19 protein-coding genes are annotated in these 15,235 nt (G+C 54.1%); all 19 read right to left on the minus strand.

The window, feature by feature from the left end; all coding sequences use genetic code 11:
- Nucleotides 1-11: 11 nt before the first annotated feature.
- The 19 genes from rplE to rpoC all read right to left on the minus strand — a co-directional run bounded on the left by rplE (nucleotide 12) and on the right by rpoC (nucleotide 15,192).
- Nucleotides 12-551 (minus strand): 50S ribosomal protein L5, encoded by a 540-nt coding sequence (rplE, locus tag F6Y09_RS18575; RefSeq protein WP_152208448.1) that lies wholly within the window; start codon nucleotides 549-551, stop codon nucleotides 12-14.
- A gap of 15 nt (nucleotides 552-566) precedes the next feature.
- Nucleotides 567-887, minus strand: coding sequence for a 50S ribosomal protein L24 (rplX, locus tag F6Y09_RS18580; protein WP_152208449.1), 321 nt, complete (start codon nucleotides 885-887; stop codon nucleotides 567-569).
- Between the two features lie 16 nt (nucleotides 888-903).
- Nucleotides 904-1,272, minus strand: a complete 369-nt coding sequence (gene rplN / locus F6Y09_RS18585; protein ID WP_152208450.1) for a 50S ribosomal protein L14 — start codon at nucleotides 1,270-1,272, stop codon at nucleotides 904-906.
- Nucleotides 1,273-1,330: 58 nt separating this feature from the next.
- On the minus strand, nucleotides 1,331-1,597 hold the full coding sequence (rpsQ, locus tag F6Y09_RS18590; protein WP_152208451.1) for a 30S ribosomal protein S17: 267 nt from the start codon (nucleotides 1,595-1,597) through the stop codon (nucleotides 1,331-1,333).
- 1 nt (nucleotide 1,598) lies between these two features.
- Complete coding sequence (gene rpmC, locus F6Y09_RS18595; protein ID WP_152208485.1) at nucleotides 1,599-1,790, minus strand: 50S ribosomal protein L29; 192 nt, start codon at nucleotides 1,788-1,790, stop codon at nucleotides 1,599-1,601.
- A complete protein-coding gene (gene rplP / locus F6Y09_RS18600; RefSeq protein WP_152208452.1) occupies nucleotides 1,790-2,203 on the minus strand; it encodes a 50S ribosomal protein L16 in 414 nt (137 codons plus the stop codon). The genes rpmC and rplP overlap by 1 nt, the downstream gene beginning before the upstream one ends.
- 12 nt (nucleotides 2,204-2,215) lie before the next feature.
- Nucleotides 2,216-2,899: a 30S ribosomal protein S3 gene (gene rpsC, locus F6Y09_RS18605; protein ID WP_152208453.1), complete on the minus strand. Its 684-nt coding sequence runs from the start codon at nucleotides 2,897-2,899 to the stop codon at nucleotides 2,216-2,218.
- Nucleotides 2,900-2,910: 11 nt separating this feature from the next.
- Complete coding sequence (gene rplV, locus F6Y09_RS18610) at nucleotides 2,911-3,243, minus strand: 50S ribosomal protein L22 (protein WP_152208454.1); 333 nt, start codon at nucleotides 3,241-3,243, stop codon at nucleotides 2,911-2,913.
- Nucleotides 3,244-3,260: 17 nt separating this feature from the next.
- Nucleotides 3,261-3,536, minus strand: a complete 276-nt coding sequence (rpsS, locus tag F6Y09_RS18615) for a 30S ribosomal protein S19 (protein WP_152208455.1) — start codon at nucleotides 3,534-3,536, stop codon at nucleotides 3,261-3,263.
- 23 nt (nucleotides 3,537-3,559) lie between these two features.
- Nucleotides 3,560-4,387 (minus strand): 50S ribosomal protein L2, encoded by an 828-nt coding sequence (gene rplB / locus F6Y09_RS18620; RefSeq protein WP_152208456.1) that lies wholly within the window; start codon nucleotides 4,385-4,387, stop codon nucleotides 3,560-3,562.
- Nucleotides 4,388-4,404: 17 nt separating this feature from the next.
- The gene (gene rplW, locus F6Y09_RS18625; RefSeq protein WP_152208457.1) at nucleotides 4,405-4,698 is read right to left on the minus strand and encodes a 50S ribosomal protein L23; all 294 of its coding nucleotides are present in this window, start codon (nucleotides 4,696-4,698) and stop codon (nucleotides 4,405-4,407) included.
- Nucleotides 4,695-5,300: a 50S ribosomal protein L4 gene (rplD, locus tag F6Y09_RS18630; protein WP_152208458.1), complete on the minus strand. Its 606-nt coding sequence runs from the start codon at nucleotides 5,298-5,300 to the stop codon at nucleotides 4,695-4,697. Before rplD ends, rplW begins: the two co-directional genes overlap by 4 nt.
- A gap of 11 nt (nucleotides 5,301-5,311) precedes the next feature.
- Nucleotides 5,312-5,950, minus strand: a complete 639-nt coding sequence (gene rplC, locus F6Y09_RS18635; RefSeq protein ID WP_152208459.1) for a 50S ribosomal protein L3 — start codon at nucleotides 5,948-5,950, stop codon at nucleotides 5,312-5,314.
- 79 nt (nucleotides 5,951-6,029) lie between these two features.
- Nucleotides 6,030-6,341 carry a 30S ribosomal protein S10 gene (rpsJ, locus tag F6Y09_RS18640; RefSeq protein WP_041341420.1) on the minus strand — a complete coding sequence of 104 codons (312 nt, stop codon included), beginning with the start codon at nucleotides 6,339-6,341 and terminating at the stop codon, nucleotides 6,030-6,032.
- A 183-nt stretch (nucleotides 6,342-6,524) separates the two neighbouring features.
- On the minus strand, nucleotides 6,525-7,721 hold the full coding sequence (gene tuf, locus F6Y09_RS18645; RefSeq protein ID WP_152208460.1) for an elongation factor Tu: 1,197 nt from the start codon (nucleotides 7,719-7,721) through the stop codon (nucleotides 6,525-6,527).
- A 34-nt stretch (nucleotides 7,722-7,755) separates the two neighbouring features.
- Nucleotides 7,756-9,861, minus strand: coding sequence for an elongation factor G (gene fusA, locus F6Y09_RS18650; RefSeq protein ID WP_152208461.1), 2,106 nt, complete (start codon nucleotides 9,859-9,861; stop codon nucleotides 7,756-7,758).
- A 19-nt stretch (nucleotides 9,862-9,880) separates the two neighbouring features.
- Nucleotides 9,881-10,351 carry a 30S ribosomal protein S7 gene (gene rpsG, locus F6Y09_RS18655; protein ID WP_152208462.1) on the minus strand — a complete coding sequence of 157 codons (471 nt, stop codon included), beginning with the start codon at nucleotides 10,349-10,351 and terminating at the stop codon, nucleotides 9,881-9,883.
- Nucleotides 10,352-10,460: 109 nt separating this feature from the next.
- A complete protein-coding gene (gene rpsL / locus F6Y09_RS18660) occupies nucleotides 10,461-10,835 on the minus strand; it encodes a 30S ribosomal protein S12 (RefSeq protein WP_152208463.1) in 375 nt (124 codons plus the stop codon).
- A gap of 142 nt (nucleotides 10,836-10,977) precedes the next feature.
- Nucleotides 10,978-15,192, minus strand: a complete 4,215-nt coding sequence (rpoC, locus tag F6Y09_RS18665; RefSeq protein ID WP_152208464.1) for a DNA-directed RNA polymerase subunit beta' — start codon at nucleotides 15,190-15,192, stop codon at nucleotides 10,978-10,980.
- Between the last annotated feature and the right edge of the window lie 43 nt (nucleotides 15,193-15,235).

Below are 15,235 nucleotides of genomic sequence, written 5' to 3' on the forward strand. Positions count from 1 at the left end.
ACATTCGGTCCTTATTTCTTGAACGGAAAGCCAAAGGCTTTCAGCAATTCACGGCCTTCATCATCGGTAGCGGCTGAGGTAGTGATCGTTATATCCATCCCGCGGATCTTGTCGACTTTGTCGTACTCGATCTCAGGAAAAATAATCTGCTCACGCACGCCCATGCTGTAGTTACCGCGACCGTCAAATGATTTCGGGCTCAGACCACGAAAGTCACGAACACGCGGAATCGCAATGTGCACAAGACGGTCAAAGAAGTCCCACATACGCTCGCCGCGCAGTGTAACCTTACAACCGATCGGCCAACCTTCACGGATTTTGAAACCCGCTACAGACTTACGTGCCTTGGTAACAACAACTTTCTGACCCGCCAGTCGCTCAAGATCAGCAACAGCGTTCTCAATAAGCTTCTTGTCGCCTACCGCTTCACCGACACCCATGTTCAGGGTGATCTTTTCAATACGAGGCACCTGCATGATGTTCTTGTAGCCGAACTCCTGCCGCAGGGCTGGTATCACTTCCTGTTTGTACTGCTCTTTCATGTTAAGCATCGTAACCACCACCGCTTACTGGCTATCGACAACTTCATTCGTGGATTTAAATATCCGCGTCTTTGCGCCGTCTTCCTTGATCTGGAAGCCAACACGATCGGCTTTGCCGGTCTGCGGATTAAAAATTGCCACGTTTGAAGCCTGGATAGGTGCTTCTTTCTCGACGATGCCACCTTGGGTGCCAAGCATCGGGTTCGGCTTGGTGTGCTTCTTGATCATATTGATCCCAGAAACAATCACCCGACCGTCGTCCTGAACTTTCAGGATCTTACCACGTTTGCCTTTATCTTTCCCCGTAGTGACGATTACTTCGTCATCTCGTTTAATCTTTTTCATAACCGGCCTCTAGTCCTTACAGTACTTCGGGTGCCAGCGAAATAATCTTCATGAACTTTTCATTCCGCAGTTCGCGAGTTACCGGCCCAAAAATACGGGTACCGATTGGCGCGTCCTGGTTGTTCAGAAGTACAGCCGCATTACCGTCGAAGCGAATCAACGAACCGTCCGGGCGACGAACGCCCTTACGGGTGCGCACAACAACAGCTTTCAGTACCTGGCCTTTCTTCACCTTGCCTCGCGGGATGGCTTCCTTAACGGTAACCTTAATAATATCCCCCACGCTGGCATAACGCCGGTGTGAACCGCCCAGGACCTTGATGCACATTACTCGCCGTGCACCGCTATTGTCCGCGACTTCAAGCATTGTTTGAGTCTGAATCATGGTTATTCTCCAGCAGAAACCACTTTGCCGTTACGACAAGACTCACCGTCCGGGCGAGTTACACCTTCGATGCGCGTTCAACAACATCCACCAGGGCCCAGCTTTTGGTCTTTGAGACCGGGCGGGTTTCCTGGATTGTTACGATGTCACCAATATTGCATTGATTGTTCTCGTCATGAGCGTGAATTTTGGTTGAACGCTTCAGGTACTTCCCGTATAGCGGGTGCTTTACCTGGCGTTCGACCAGAACCACGATGGATTTCTCCATTTTGTTACTCACGACCTTGCCGCTCAGGGTTCTGGCAGTTTGGGTAGCTTCGGTCATGTCACTGTCCTGCCTTTTCATTCAAAACTGTTTTCAGACGAGCGATATCGCGTCTCACCTTACCTACGAGGTGTGACTGATTCAGCTGACCTGTCGCTTTGCGCATGCGAAGGTTGAACTGCTCCTTCAGGAGATCGACCAGCTCTTTATTCAGCTCTTCGACAGATTTCTCACGCAGCTCTGTTGCTTTCATCACATCACCGTCCTCGTAACAAAGGTGGTCATCACAGGCAGCTTCGCAGCGGCCAGCGTGAAGGCTTCACGCGCGACTTCCTCAGAAACGCCTTCCATCTCGTACAGCATGCGGCCAGGCTTGATTTCAGCGACCCAGTACTCGACAGACCCTTTACCTTTACCCATACGTACTTCAAGCGGCTTACCGGTAATCGGCTTGTCCGGGAAGATCCGAATCCAGATCTTTCCGCCCCGCTTGATCCGACGAGTCATGGTACGACGTGCGGCCTCAATCTGGCGCGCAGTTATACGTCCACGAGTCGTCGCTTTCAATCCGTATTCACCGAAGCTCACCTTGTTAGCGCGGTGAGCAAGACCGGTATTACGGCCTTTCATTACCTTGCGAAATTTGGTGCGTTTTGGTTGCAGCATTTGAGTGCCCCTTTACTTAGAACCTTTCTTCCCAGAGGCTTTCTTGTCAGCACGGACCTGCTCCATACCACCAAGAATCTCACCTTTGAAGATCCATACCTTGACGCCGATAACGCCGTAAGTGGTATGCGCTTCGTAGGTTGCGTAATCTATATCTGCACGTAATGTGTGCAGCGGAACACGACCTTCGCGATACCACTCGGAACGTGCGATTTCAGCACCCCCAAGACGTCCACCTACCTGAATCTTGATACCCTTGGCGCCCTGGCGCATCGCATTTTGTACCGCACGCTTCATAGCGCGACGGAACATGACACGGCGTTCGAGCTGACCAGCTACGTTTTGCGCAACCAGACGAGCATCCAGATCCGGCTTGCGGACCTCTTCGATGTTGATGTGCACGGGCACACCCATCATGTCGCTGACTTCGCGACGCAGACGGTCAACATCTTCACCCTTTTTCCCGATAACGATACCGGGACGGGCTGTATGGATCGTGATACGGGCGTTCTGAGCAGGGCGCTCGATCACAATCTTACTGATAGACGCCTTGATCAGGCGCTTATCCAGGAACGTGCGAACCTCAATATCGTTCAGGAGGTTTTTCGCGTATTCCCCTTTCTCCGCATACCAGACTGAGTTGTGCTCTTTGATCACACCCAGACGCATGCCGGTTGGATTTACTTTATGACCCATCTGAGCATCTCCTACTTGTCGGCGACCTTGACGGTTATATGACAGGTGCGCTTGAAAATCCGATCAGCGCGCCCCTTGGCTCTCGCCTTGATACGCTTGAGCGTCGGACCTTCATCCACCATGATGGTGGCAACCCGCAACTCGTCAACGTCCAGACCTTCGTTATGCTCAGCATTGGCAATGGCTGACTCAAGAGCTTTCTTGATCACAACCGCCGCCTTTTTCGGGCTGAAAGTCAGAATGTTCAGGGCGTCCTCAACAGCCTTACCGCGAACCTGATCTGCGACAAGACGTGCTTTCTGAGCTGAGAGGCGAGCGCCCTTATACTTAGCCGCTACTTCCATTTCTATTCCCCTCGCGATCAGCGTTTAGCTTTCTTGTCGGCAGCATGGCCACGGTAGGTTCGCGTTGCCGCGAACTCACCAAGCTTGTGTCCGACCATGTCTTCAGTGACATGAACGGGCACATGTTGCTTGCCGTTGTGAACTGCAATGGTCAGGCCAACCATCTCCGGAAACACTGTTGAACGACGCGACCAGGTCTTGATTGGTCGCTTGTCGTTCGCTTCCAGAGCTGCCTCGACCTTCTTCAACAGATGCAGGTCTATAAAAGGACCTTTCTTTAAAGAACGTGGCACAGCAATTACCTCTATGTAGTCGTTTACTTGGCTGAACGACGACGTACTATCATCTTGTCAGTACGTTTGTTCTTACGAGTCTTATGCCCTTTGGTCGGAACACCCCAAGGAGAAACTGGGTGACGTCCACCAGAGGTACGCCCTTCACCACCGCCATGCGGGTGGTCAACTGGGTTCATAGCAACACCACGCACTGTTGGACGTTTACCGCGCCAACGTGATGCACCCGCTTTACCAAGCTGCTTGAGACTGTGTTCGCTGTTGGACACTTCGCCCAAGGTTGCACGGCAGTCCACAAGCACCTTTCGCATTTCACCTGACCGGAGGCGTATTGTTGCGTACGCACCTTCCCGGGCAACCAGCTGTGCGGATGCGCCCGCACTGCGAGCCATCTGGGCACCTTTGCCAGGCTTGAGTTCGACGCAGTGAATCACAGAACCGACCGGAATATTCCGGAGCGGAAGCGTGCTTCCTACTTTAATCGGCGCGTCGATGCCGGAGCGCACAGGGTCTCCAATCCGGACACCTTTGGGAGCGATGATATAGCGGCGCTCGCCATCGGCGTACTTCAGGAGCGCAATGTGCGCAGAGCGGTTCGGATCGTATTCCAGGCGTTCAATTGTCGCCGGGATACCATCTTTGGTCCGCTTAAAGTCAATGATACGGTAGTGCTGCTTGTGGCCACCGCCAACGTGGCGAGTGGTGATTCGGCCAACATTGTTACGCCCACCAGATTTACTTTGCTTCTCAACCAACGGCTCGTAAGGGCTACCTTTGTGCAGGTCAGGGTTGTAGAGCTTTACAACATGACGGCGGCCAGGAGATGTTGGCTTGGTTTTGACGATCGGCATATTACGACCCCTTTACCTTATTCCACATCCAGAAAATCGATGTCCTGACCTTTCGCAAGCTTCACATAAGCCTTGCGAATGTCATTACGCTTACCGAAACCGCGGGCGGTGCGTTTAAGCTTGCCCTTACGGTTCATAATCTGAACACCTTCGACGGTAACGTTGAACAGTTGCTCAACAGCTTTTTTCACCTCGGGCTTCGTTGCGTCAGTGGCAACACGAAACACCACCTGACCACGCTCGGACGCCATTGAGGTTTTTTCTGACACGTGCGGTCCCAGCAGAACCTTGTAAATACGTTCCTGATTCATCCCAGCATCTCCTCGATTTTCTTAAGAGCCGGAACGGTCACGACAACCTTCTCAAAGGCCACAAGGCTAACCGGATCGAGACCTGCAACATCACGCACATCAATGTGCGGCACGTTGCGGGACGCCAGGTGAAGGTTCTGCTCGACATTCTCGGCGAGGATAAGAGCGTTGTTAACACCGATATCCTTCAGCTTTGCATTGAACGCCTTGGTTTTGGGGGTCTCGACACTGAAGTCATCGACAACCACCAGACGATCCTGACGAACCAACTCGGAAAAAATGGAGCACAGAGCAGCACGGTACATCTTGCGGTTAACTTTTTGCTCGAAGTTTTGAGGCTTGGCAGCAAACGTTACACCACCAGAGCGCCACAGCGGGCTTCTGATAGTACCTGCACGGGCACGACCGGTGCCCTTCTGGCGCCAAGGCTTCTTACCGCCACCCCGGACCTCTGAACGTGTTTTTTGAGCCCGGGTACCCTGGCGGCCACCTGCCATATAGGCGGTGACGACCTGGTGTACCAGTGCCTCATTAAAATCTTTGGCGAACGCGATATCGGAAACAGAGATTCCTTTACCGCTACCCGTAATAGTCAATTCCATCGCACCGCTCCTCAGGCTTTAACTGCAGGCTTGATGACAACGTCGCTGCCGGTAGCACCTGGTATGGCACCACGGATCAGCAACAAGTTGCGCTCAGCGTCGACACGGACAACTCTCAGGTTTTGCACAGTAACCTGCGCATTACCCATCTGGCCCGCCATCTTTTTGCCTTTGAAAACACGACCCGGAGTCTGGTTCTGACCAATAGAACCCGGTGCGCGGTGAGACAGGGAGTTGCCGTGAGTGGCATCCTGCATGGCGAAGTTCCAGCGCTTTACACCACCCTGGAAGCCCTTACCTTTGGACTGCCCGGTAGCGTCAACCACTTGACCTTCTTCGAAAACGGTCGCCTTGATTTCACCACCGGCTACCAGATCTTCACCTTCGCCATCAGCAAGACGGAATTCCCACAAGCCACGACCGGCTTCAACGCCCGCCTTGGCAAAATGGCCCGCTGCGCTTTTAGCAACACGAGAGGAACGACGCTTTCCTACGGTTACCTGAACCGCACGATAGCCATCGCTTTCGAGAGTTTTGAGTTGAGTGATACGGTTAGCATCAAGCTCAATCACGGTTACAGGCAACGCCTGACCGTCTTCCGTAAAAATACGGGTCATACCGGCCTTGCGACCGACAATTCCAATTGCCATGTTTCACCTCTTAAGTGTACGGGGCTCTCACCCTCTATGGCCTTAAATGACAGTTACACTAACAGCTAACACACCCGTGTTAGCCGAGGCTTATCTGAACGTCTACACCTGCTGCCAGATCCAGTTTCATCAAAGCATCTACTGTCTTCTCCGTCGGCTCGACTATGTCAAGCAAACGCTTGTGTGTACGGATTTCATACTGGTCGCGCGCGTCTTTGTTGACGTGCGGAGAAACCAGGATGGTGTACTTTTCCTTCCGCGTCGGCAGAGGGATCGGCCCGCGCACCTGAGCGCCGGTACGTTTAGCCGTATCGACGATCTCCTGCGTTGACTGATCGATCAGGCGATAATCAAACGCCTTTAACCGAATTCTGATTTTTTGGCTTTGCATGTTGCACCAAACTCCACTCGTAGCAGCTACTTCTAGCCGACCTTAAAAAAAGGAGCCGCATTGTATGCAGAATGCCCAACCCTGTCAAGCAGGCTTGTCCTGCTACAGCATCGGGCAACACAACTCCGGATACAAAAAGGGGCTGCGTTTGCAGCCCCTTTTCTGCAAGGAACCGAGCGAGTCTTACTCGACGATCTTTGCAACAACCCCTGCACCAACGGTACGGCCGCCTTCGCGAATCGCGAAACGCAGACCTTCTTCCATTGCAATCGGTGCAATCAGGGTGACGTCCAACTTAACGTTGTCGCCAGGCATGACCATCTCTACACCTTCCGGCAGTTCACAAGACCCGGTCACATCAGTGGTCCGGAAATAGAACTGGGGACGGTACCCCTTGAAGAATGGCGTATGACGGCCACCTTCTTCTTTGCTCAGCACGTAAACTTCTGACTCGAAGCGGGTGTGCGGCTTGATGGTGCCCGGCTTGGCCAGAACCTGACCACGCTCTACGTCGTCACGCTTGGTACCGCGCAGCAACACACCAACGTTCTCACCTGCACGACCTTCGTCCAGCAGCTTACGGAACATCTCAACACCGGTACAAACGGTCTTGACGGTGTCCTTGATGCCAATGATTTCAACTTCTTCGCCAACCTTGACGATGCCGCGCTCAACACGACCGGTCACAACGGTACCACGACCGGAGATCGAGAACACGTCCACCAGCGGCATCAGGAACGGCTGGTCGATCGCACGCTCAGGTTCAGGGATGTAGTCGTCCAGGGCCTGCACCAGCTTCTTGACCGCTGTGGTGCCCATTTCGTTGTCATCCTTACCTTCCAGCGCCATCAGCGCCGAACCGATAATGATCGGCGTATCGTCACCCGGGAAGTCATAGACGCTCAGCAGTTCACGCACTTCCATCTCGACCAGCTCAAGCAGCTCTTCATCATCCACCATGTCCGCCTTGTTCAGGAACACGATGATGTAAGGAACGCCCACCTGGCGAGACAGCAGAATGTGCTCGCGAGTCTGCGGCATCGGGCCGTCAGCGGCCGAGCACACCAGAATCGCGCCGTCCATCTGCGCTGCACCGGTGATCATGTTCTTCACATAATCCGCGTGGCCCGGGCAATCAACGTGTGCGTAGTGACGCGTCGGAGAATCGTACTCAACGTGAGAGGTCGCAATGGTAATACCACGGGCGCGCTCTTCCGGTGCGTTATCGATCTGATCGAATGCACGTGACTCACCCGTTCCCCACACTTCGTGACATACACGCGTCAGCGCAGCTGTCAGGGTGGTTTTACCATGGTCGACGTGGCCAATCGTGCCCACGTTCAGGTGCGGCTTAATACGTTCAAACTTTGCTTTAGACACGGTTATACCTCTTACTGTTTCTTAAGTCCGGGAATCAACCCTTTTTAATGATCGCTTCGGCAATGTTCGACGGCGCTTCCATATATCTGGAAAACTCCATAACGTAAGACGCCCTTCCCTGTGTAGCAGAACGCAGGTCGGTGGCATAACCGAACATCTCCGACAACGGAACCTCTGCACGGACAATCTTGCCCGCAAGACCGTCTTCCATGCCTGAAATCAGGCCGCGACGACGGTTAAGATCGCCAACAACATCACCCATGTAGTCTTCCGGCGTAATCACCTCGACTTTCATGAGCGGTTCAAGCAGGGCCGGATTAGCTTCCAGAGCACCTTTCTTCATTGCCATGGAGCCAGCAATCTTGAACGCCATCTCGTTGGAGTCGACATCGTGGTAAGAGCCGTCATGAAGCGTAGCTTTGATGCGCAGCAGCGGATAACCCGCCAACACACCATTCTGCATCTGCTCATAAATACCCTGCTGAACCGCCGGAATGTATTCCTTTGGTACGGCACCACCTACCACTTCGTTAACAAAGATGAAGTTTTCGCCATCTTCATCGTCCAGGGGCAATGGATCAAGCCTTACATGAACGTGACCGTACTGGCCACGACCACCGGACTGACGAACAAACTTGCCTTCGACGTCCACAGACTTGCGGATACACTCACGGTAGGCAACCTGAGGCTTACCGATGTTAGCTTCAACCTTAAACTCGCGACGCATACGATCGACGATGATGTCCAGGTGCAGCTCACCCATGCCGGAAATAATGGTTTGGCCAGACTCTTCATCCGTGCGCACACGAAATGACGGATCTTCCTGAGCCAGCTTGCCCAGCGCCACGCCCATTTTTTCCTGGTCAGCTTTTGATTTCGGCTCTACCGCTACCGAAATAACCGGCTCGGGGAACTCCATCTTCTCGAGGACAATTTTGGCGTTTTCGGCGCAAAGGGTGTCACCTGTGGTCACACTCTTGAGGCCGATCGCAGCCGCTATATCGCCAGCCAAAACTTCCTTGATCTCCTGACGGTCTTTTGAGTGCATCTGCACCATACGACCAACACGCTCTTTCTTCTGCTTGACCGAGTTATACACGGCCTGGCCCGATTCCAGCCGGCCGGAATAAACACGGAAGAAGGTCAGCGTACCCACGAAGGGATCCGTTGCAATCTTAAATGCCAGTGCCGAGAACGGCGCATCATCATCAGCAGGACGCACTTCTTCTGTGCCGTCCTCATCAACGATACCGTGAATCGGCTTGACTTCGTCCGGCGCAGGCAAAAATTCGATGACCGCATCCAGCACTGCCTGAACACCTTTGTTCTTGAACGCAGAACCGCAAGTGGCCAAGACGATTTCATTTGCCAGCGTACGCGCACGCAGCCCGTGCTTGATCTCGTCGTTGGTGAGCTCGCCACCCTCAAGGTACTTATCCATGAGCGTTTCGTTGGCTTCCGCTGCGGCTTCTACCATCAGCTCCCGGTATTTGGCGCACTCGTCCTGCAGTTCTGCCGGGATCTCGCGCTCGTCGTAGGTCATACCGGAATCTTCTTCGTTCCAGTAGATGGCCCGCATACGGATGAGATCGATTACGCCCTTGAAGTCTTCCTCAGCGCCGATAGGCAACTGGATCGGAACGGGTGTCGCACCCAGACGTTTCTTGATCTGCTCTACAACCCGCAGGAAATTAGCGCCGGCCCGGTCCATCTTGTTGACGAACACCATCCGAGGGACTTCGTATTTGTTGGCCTGACGCCATACCGTCTCAGACTGCGGTTCAACACCGGACGAGCCGCAAAATACCACGACCGCACCGTCAAGCACCCGCAACGAACGCTCTACCTCGATGGTAAAGTCAACGTGACCCGGGGTGTCGATGATGTTGATGCGGTGCTCGGGGTATTGCTTATCCATGCCCTGCCAGAAACAGGTCGTTGCAGCAGACGTAATGGTAATACCACGCTCCTGCTCCTGTTCCATCCAGTCCATGGTGGCGGCGCCATCGTGAACTTCACCGATCTTGTGGGAAATGCCTGTATAGAACAGAACCCGCTCGGTGGTGGTGGTTTTGCCCGCATCAACGTGCGCAACAATACCAATGTTTCTGTATCTCTTGATCGGAGTCTTACGTGCCACTGTAATAAACCTCGGCTATTTAGAAACGGAAGTGAGAGAAGGCCTTGTTGGCTTCTGCCATGCGATGAACATCTTCGCGCTTCTTAACAGCGGAGCCCTTGCTATCAGCGGCATCCAGGATTTCACCTGCCAGACGCTGCGCCATGGACTTTTCACCACGCTTCCGTGAAAATTCTACGAGCCAGCGCATCGCCAGCGCGTTCTGACGGGAAGGCCGCACCTCTACAGGCACCTGATAGGTCGCACCACCTACACGGCGGGACTTAACTTCGACCATAGGCTGGATGTTTTCCAGCGCCTTCTCGAACATTTCGATGGGCTCGTCTTTGGATTTATCCGCCACAATATCGAGCGCGCCATAGACAATGCGCTCAGCAACGGACTTCTTGCCACTTTCCATCACGTGATTGATGAATTTGGCCAGCCGCTGGCTGTGGAATTTCGGATCCGGGATAATATCCCGTTTAGCTGCAACTCTTCTTCTAGGCATCGATAAGCCCTTATTATCAAAAGGTCTTCAGGAACCCCTGAGATAGCAATAGCTACTCAGCCTTACTCTCACCGTTAACAACAACGATAAAAGATACCCGCGAGGGACATCAGGACTTGGGTCGTTTTGCACCGTACTTGGAGCGGCCCTGCTTACGGTTCTGTACACCCTGGGTGTCCAGCGTTCCGCGAACAGTGTGATAGCGCACACCCGGAAGGTCTTTTACTCGACCGCCACGGATAAGCACAACACTGTGCTCCTGAAGGTTGTGACCTTCACCACCAATGTATGAGGAAACCTCGTAACCGTTGGTCAGACGCACACGGCACACCTTACGGAGTGCTGAGTTTGGCTTCTTCGGCGTGGTAGTGTATACACGAGTGCATACACCCCGACGCTGCGGACAACTTTGCAACGCCGGAACGTCGCTTTTTGCCGCTTTGCGTTTACGAGGCTTACGTACCAACTGATTAATCGTTGCCATGTAAGCAAACTCCAAAAAACTGGATCATTGAAACTTACCCCTAAGGGCAAAATTTAAGGGACGCAAGTGTAAGCCTGCGCCCCTCTGCAGTCAAGATGACTGATTTCTTTTTGACCAACTACCCATCCGTGAAAACCGGGGGTTAGCGGTTGAGCTCTGCGCTCAGCGCCTCTGCGACATCTTCCGCGGTCACGCCCTGCTCTTCAAGTTCACGCTTACGCTTGCGTTCGGCGTGATAGGCCAGGCCAGTACCGGCAGGAATCAATCGACCGACCACCACGTTTTCCTTCAGGCCGCGCAGATAGTCCCGCTTGCCTGTGACCGCGCCTTCCGTAAGAACCCGAGTGGTTTCCTGGAACGAAGCTGCCGAGATAAACGATTCGGTCGCCAGTGACGACTTGGTGATGCCGAGCAACAGTCGTTCACACTTGGCTGGCTGCCTATCGGTTTTAACCGCTTCAGCATTGGCCTCGATAAACTGGTGATACTCAACGGTATCGCCGTTCATGAAGCCGGTCTCACCAGCATTGGTGATTTCAACCTTACGAAGCATTTGACGAACGATAACTTCGATATGCTTGTCGTTGATCACAACGCCCTGCAGACGGTAAACGTCCTGAATTTCGTTGGTGATGTACTTCGCCAACGCAACCACACCCAGCAGGCGCAAGATGTCGTGAGGGTTAGAAGGGCCATCAGCAATAACCTCGCCCTTTTCAACCGTCTCGCCTTCAAAGACGTTAAGTTGACGCCACTTCGGAATCAGCACTTCATAGGCGTCATCTTCTCTTGGCGAAATAACCAGGCGCTTCTTGCCCTTGGTTTCTTTACCAAAAGACACCACACCGCTGATTTCAGCCAGAATTGAGGGCTCTTTCGGGCGCCGCGCTTCGAACAGGTCGGCAACGCGGGGCAGACCACCGGTGATGTCCCGGGTCTTCGAGCTTGCCTGCGGAATCCTCGCAACCACGTCACCGAGCTCAACCTTGCCACCATTGTTGATGGTGATCAGAGCATTCGCCGGCAAGAAGAATTGCGCAGGGCTACCACCCGGCAATACAACCTCGTCACCCTTGTCGTCCAGCAGCTGAACCATGGGACGGATATCTTTACCCGCCGCAGGACGCTCCTTCGGATCGATGACCTGAACCGTGGAGAGACCGGTCAGCTCATCGGTCTGGGTACGGACGGTAATGCCCTGGTCCATGCCAACGAACTGTGCCGTACCAACGCCCTCAGCGACGATGGGGTGAGTGTGCGGATCCCACTTGGCGACTGCAACACCCGCTTCAACCGTGTCGCCATGCTTGACAGTCAACATCGCGCCGTAAGGAAGCTTGTACCACTCGCGCTCACGACCCTGGTCATCAGCGACGGCCAATGCGGAAGAACGGGAAACAACGATCAAGGTACCATCTGTCCGTTCGATCGACTTCAGGTTATGCAGGCGAACCGTACCGCCATGCTTGACCTGAATGTTATCGACGGCAGATGCCCGGCTCGCCGCACCACCGATGTGGAATGTCCGCATGGTGAGCTGTGTGCCTGGCTCACCGATGGACTGGGCTGCGATAACACCGACCGCTTCGCCGACGTTGACCAGGTGACCACGGGCAAGATCGCGCCCGTAACAGCTGGCACAGACACCGTGCCTGGTTTCACAACTGATCGCAGAGCGAACCCAGATCTCATCCACACCAGCCCGCTCAACTCTCTCGATGGTCTTCTCATCAAGCAGGGTGCCGGCTTCGACAACCGCATTGTCTTTGTCGGTGGGGGTGAACACGTCTCGAGCCGTAACGCGGCCGAGAACACGATCGCCCAACGGCACAACCACGTCCCCACCTTCGATGTGGGGCGTCATCAGCAGACCTTCGCTGGTGCCGCAGTCTACTTCCGTCACCACGAGATCCTGGGAGACATCCACCAGACGACGCGTCAGGTAACCTGAGTTCGCAGTTTTCAGGGCGGTGTCAGCCAGACCCTTACGGGCACCGTGAGTCGAGATAAAGTACTGAAGAACGTTCAGACCTTCACGGAAGTTCGCCGTGATCGGCGTTTCAATGATGGAGCCATCCGGCTTCGCCATCAGGCCACGCATACCCGCCAGCTGACGTATCTGGGCAGCCGAGCCCCGCGCCCCGGAGTCAGCCATCATATAGACCGAGTTGAACGACTCCTGTGTCAGGAATTCGCCGTCCTCGCCCTTGACCGGCTTACCGTCAGGACCAATAACCTGTTCTTTCGACAGGCGATCCATCATGGCCTTCGACACTTTGTCGTTGGCACGGGACCAGATATCGATAACCTTGTTGTACTTCTCACCCTGGGTCAGCAGACCAGAAGCGTACTGGGTTTCGATTTCCTTGACTTCGGCTGTTGCCGCATCGACCATCTCGTACTTTTCGGGAGGAATCTCGAAATCGTTGACGCCGATTGAGGTTCCGGACACGGTCGCATAATAGAAACCGGTGTACATGAGCTGGTCAGCAAAGATTACCGACTCTTTCAGACCCACGGTGCGATAGCACACGTTGATCAGATTGGAGATTGCCTTCTTGACCATGGGGCGATTGACGATATCAAACGGCATGCCGTCAGGCACGATATCAAACAGCAAAGCCCGACCCACCGTCGTATCGACGATGCTGTAGGTCGTGGTTTGCTCGTCACTGCCCTCGACCAGAGGTGTCACTTCTTTCACACGCACCTTGATCTTGGCCTGCAGATCCACCTTGCCCGCACCGTAGGCGCGATGCACCTCTTTGGTGTCAGCAAAGATCATCCCTTCACCCCCGGCGGTCTTACGCTCACGGGTCATGTAGTACAGCCCCAAAACCACGTCCTGGGAAGGCACGATAATCGGCTCGCCGTTCGCAGGCGACAGCACGTTGTTAGTTGACATCATCAACGCACGGGCTTCGAGCTGGGCTTCAATAGTCAGCGGTACGTGCACCGCCATCTGGTCACCGTCAAAGTCGGCGTTGTAGGCGGCACACACCAAGGGGTGCAGCTGAATCGCCTTGCCTTCGATCAATACCGGCTCAAACGCCTGGATACCGAGACGGTGCAACGTGGGTGCCCGGTTAAGCATGATCGGGTGCTCGCGAATAACCTCGTCCAGGATGTCCCAGACAACTGCTTCTTCGCGCTCAACCATCTTCTTCGCAGCTTTGATCGTTGTCGCGAGTCCGCGATGCTCAAGCTTGGCGAAAATGAACGGTTTGAAAAGCTCCAGACCCATTTTTTTCGGCAGACCACACTGGTGCAGCCGCAGATAGGGTCCAACCACGATGACTGAACGGCCGGAGTAATCCACACGCTTGCCCAGCAGATTCTGCCGGAAACGGCCCTGCTTGCCCTTGATCATATCGGCCAGGGACTTCAGAGGACGCTTATTGGTGCCTGTAATGGCACGACCACGACGGCCGTTATCCAACAGCGCATCCACGGCTTCCTGCAGCATGCGCTTCTCGTTGCGCACAATAATATCCGGCGCATTCAGCTCCAGCAGGCGCTTGAGGCGGTTATTCCGGTTAATCACCCGACGGTACAGATCGTTCAGGTCAGACGTCGCGAAACGGCCACCATCCAGCGGCACCAGCGGACGCAGATCTGGCGGCAGCACCGGCAGAACGGTCATGATCATATCGCCCGGGCGATTGCCGGAGTTCAGGAAGGCCTCAAGAATCTTGAGACGCTTGCTGAACTTCTTGATCTTGGTTTCCGAGTTGGTCTGGGGAATCTCTTCACGCAGGCCATCGACCGCTTCCTGGAGATCAATATCTTCCAGCAGGGCCTTGACAGCTTCAGCACCCATGCGCGCATCAAACTCGTCGCCAAACTCTTCCAGTGCTTCGTAATACTGCTCATCGTTCAACAGTTGACCACGCTCGAGGGTGGTCATGCCTGGATCAATAACGATAAACGACTCGAAATACAGCACCCGCTCGATATCACGCAGTGTCATATCAAGCATCAGGCCGATACGGGAAGGCAGTGACTTCAGGAACCAGATGTGAGCGACCGGACTGGCCAGCTCAATGTGGCCCATGCGCTCACGACGAACGCTGGCCAGCGCGACTTCAACGCCGCACTTTTCACAGATCACACCACGGTGTTTGAGGCGCTTGTACTTGCCGCACAGGCACTCGTAATCCTTGATCGGGCCAAAGATCTTGGCGCAGAACAGGCCGTCACGCTCAGGCTTGAACGTGCGGTAATTTATGGTCTCTGGTTTTTTAACTTCACCAAAGGACCATGAGCGAATCATATCAGGGGATGCCAGTCCTATACGGATGGCATCAAATTCCTGCTTCTGGTTCTGGCTCTTGAGAAGATTCAGTAAATCTTTCATCAGTAACAGCTCCGGATGGCGTTAATCTCGGGCGGACACCAGA

Source organism: Marinobacter changyiensis (genome assembly GCF_009193265.1).
Classification (GTDB): domain Bacteria; phylum Pseudomonadota; class Gammaproteobacteria; order Pseudomonadales; family Oleiphilaceae; genus Marinobacter; species Marinobacter changyiensis.

Coding starts and splice junctions, on each gene's coding strand:
- rplE (WP_152208448.1), bottom strand. CDS start 551: ATGCTTAACATGAAAGAGCAGTACAAACAGGAAGTGATACCAGCCCTG.
- rplB (WP_152208456.1), bottom strand. CDS start 4,387: ATGCCGATCGTCAAAACCAAGCCAACATCTCCTGGCCGCCGTCATGTT.
- rplC (WP_152208459.1), bottom strand. CDS start 5,950: ATGGCAATTGGAATTGTCGGTCGCAAGGCCGGTATGACCCGTATTTTT.
- rplX (WP_152208449.1), bottom strand. CDS start 887: ATGAAAAAGATTAAACGAGATGACGAAGTAATCGTCACTACGGGGAAA.
- rpmC (WP_152208485.1), bottom strand. CDS start 1,790: ATGAAAGCAACAGAGCTGCGTGAGAAATCTGTCGAAGAGCTGAATAAA.
- rplP (WP_152208452.1), bottom strand. CDS start 2,203: ATGCTGCAACCAAAACGCACCAAATTTCGCAAGGTAATGAAAGGCCGT.
- rplV (WP_152208454.1), bottom strand. CDS start 3,243: ATGGAAGTAGCGGCTAAGTATAAGGGCGCTCGCCTCTCAGCTCAGAAA.
- rplW (WP_152208457.1), bottom strand. CDS start 4,698: ATGAATCAGGAACGTATTTACAAGGTTCTGCTGGGACCGCACGTGTCA.
- rpsQ (WP_152208451.1), bottom strand. CDS start 1,597: ATGACCGAAGCTACCCAAACTGCCAGAACCCTGAGCGGCAAGGTCGTG.
- rpsG (WP_152208462.1), bottom strand. CDS start 10,351: ATGCCTAGAAGAAGAGTTGCAGCTAAACGGGATATTATCCCGGATCCG.
- rplD (WP_152208458.1), bottom strand. CDS start 5,300: ATGGAATTGACTATTACGGGTAGCGGTAAAGGAATCTCTGTTTCCGAT.
- rpsL (WP_152208463.1), bottom strand. CDS start 10,835: ATGGCAACGATTAATCAGTTGGTACGTAAGCCTCGTAAACGCAAAGCG.
- rpoC (WP_152208464.1), bottom strand. CDS start 15,192: ATGAAAGATTTACTGAATCTTCTCAAGAGCCAGAACCAGAAGCAGGAA.
- rplN (WP_152208450.1), bottom strand. CDS start 1,272: ATGATTCAGACTCAAACAATGCTTGAAGTCGCGGACAATAGCGGTGCA.
- rpsC (WP_152208453.1), bottom strand. CDS start 2,899: ATGGGTCATAAAGTAAATCCAACCGGCATGCGTCTGGGTGTGATCAAA.
- rpsJ (WP_041341420.1), bottom strand. CDS start 6,341: ATGCAAAGCCAAAAAATCAGAATTCGGTTAAAGGCGTTTGATTATCGC.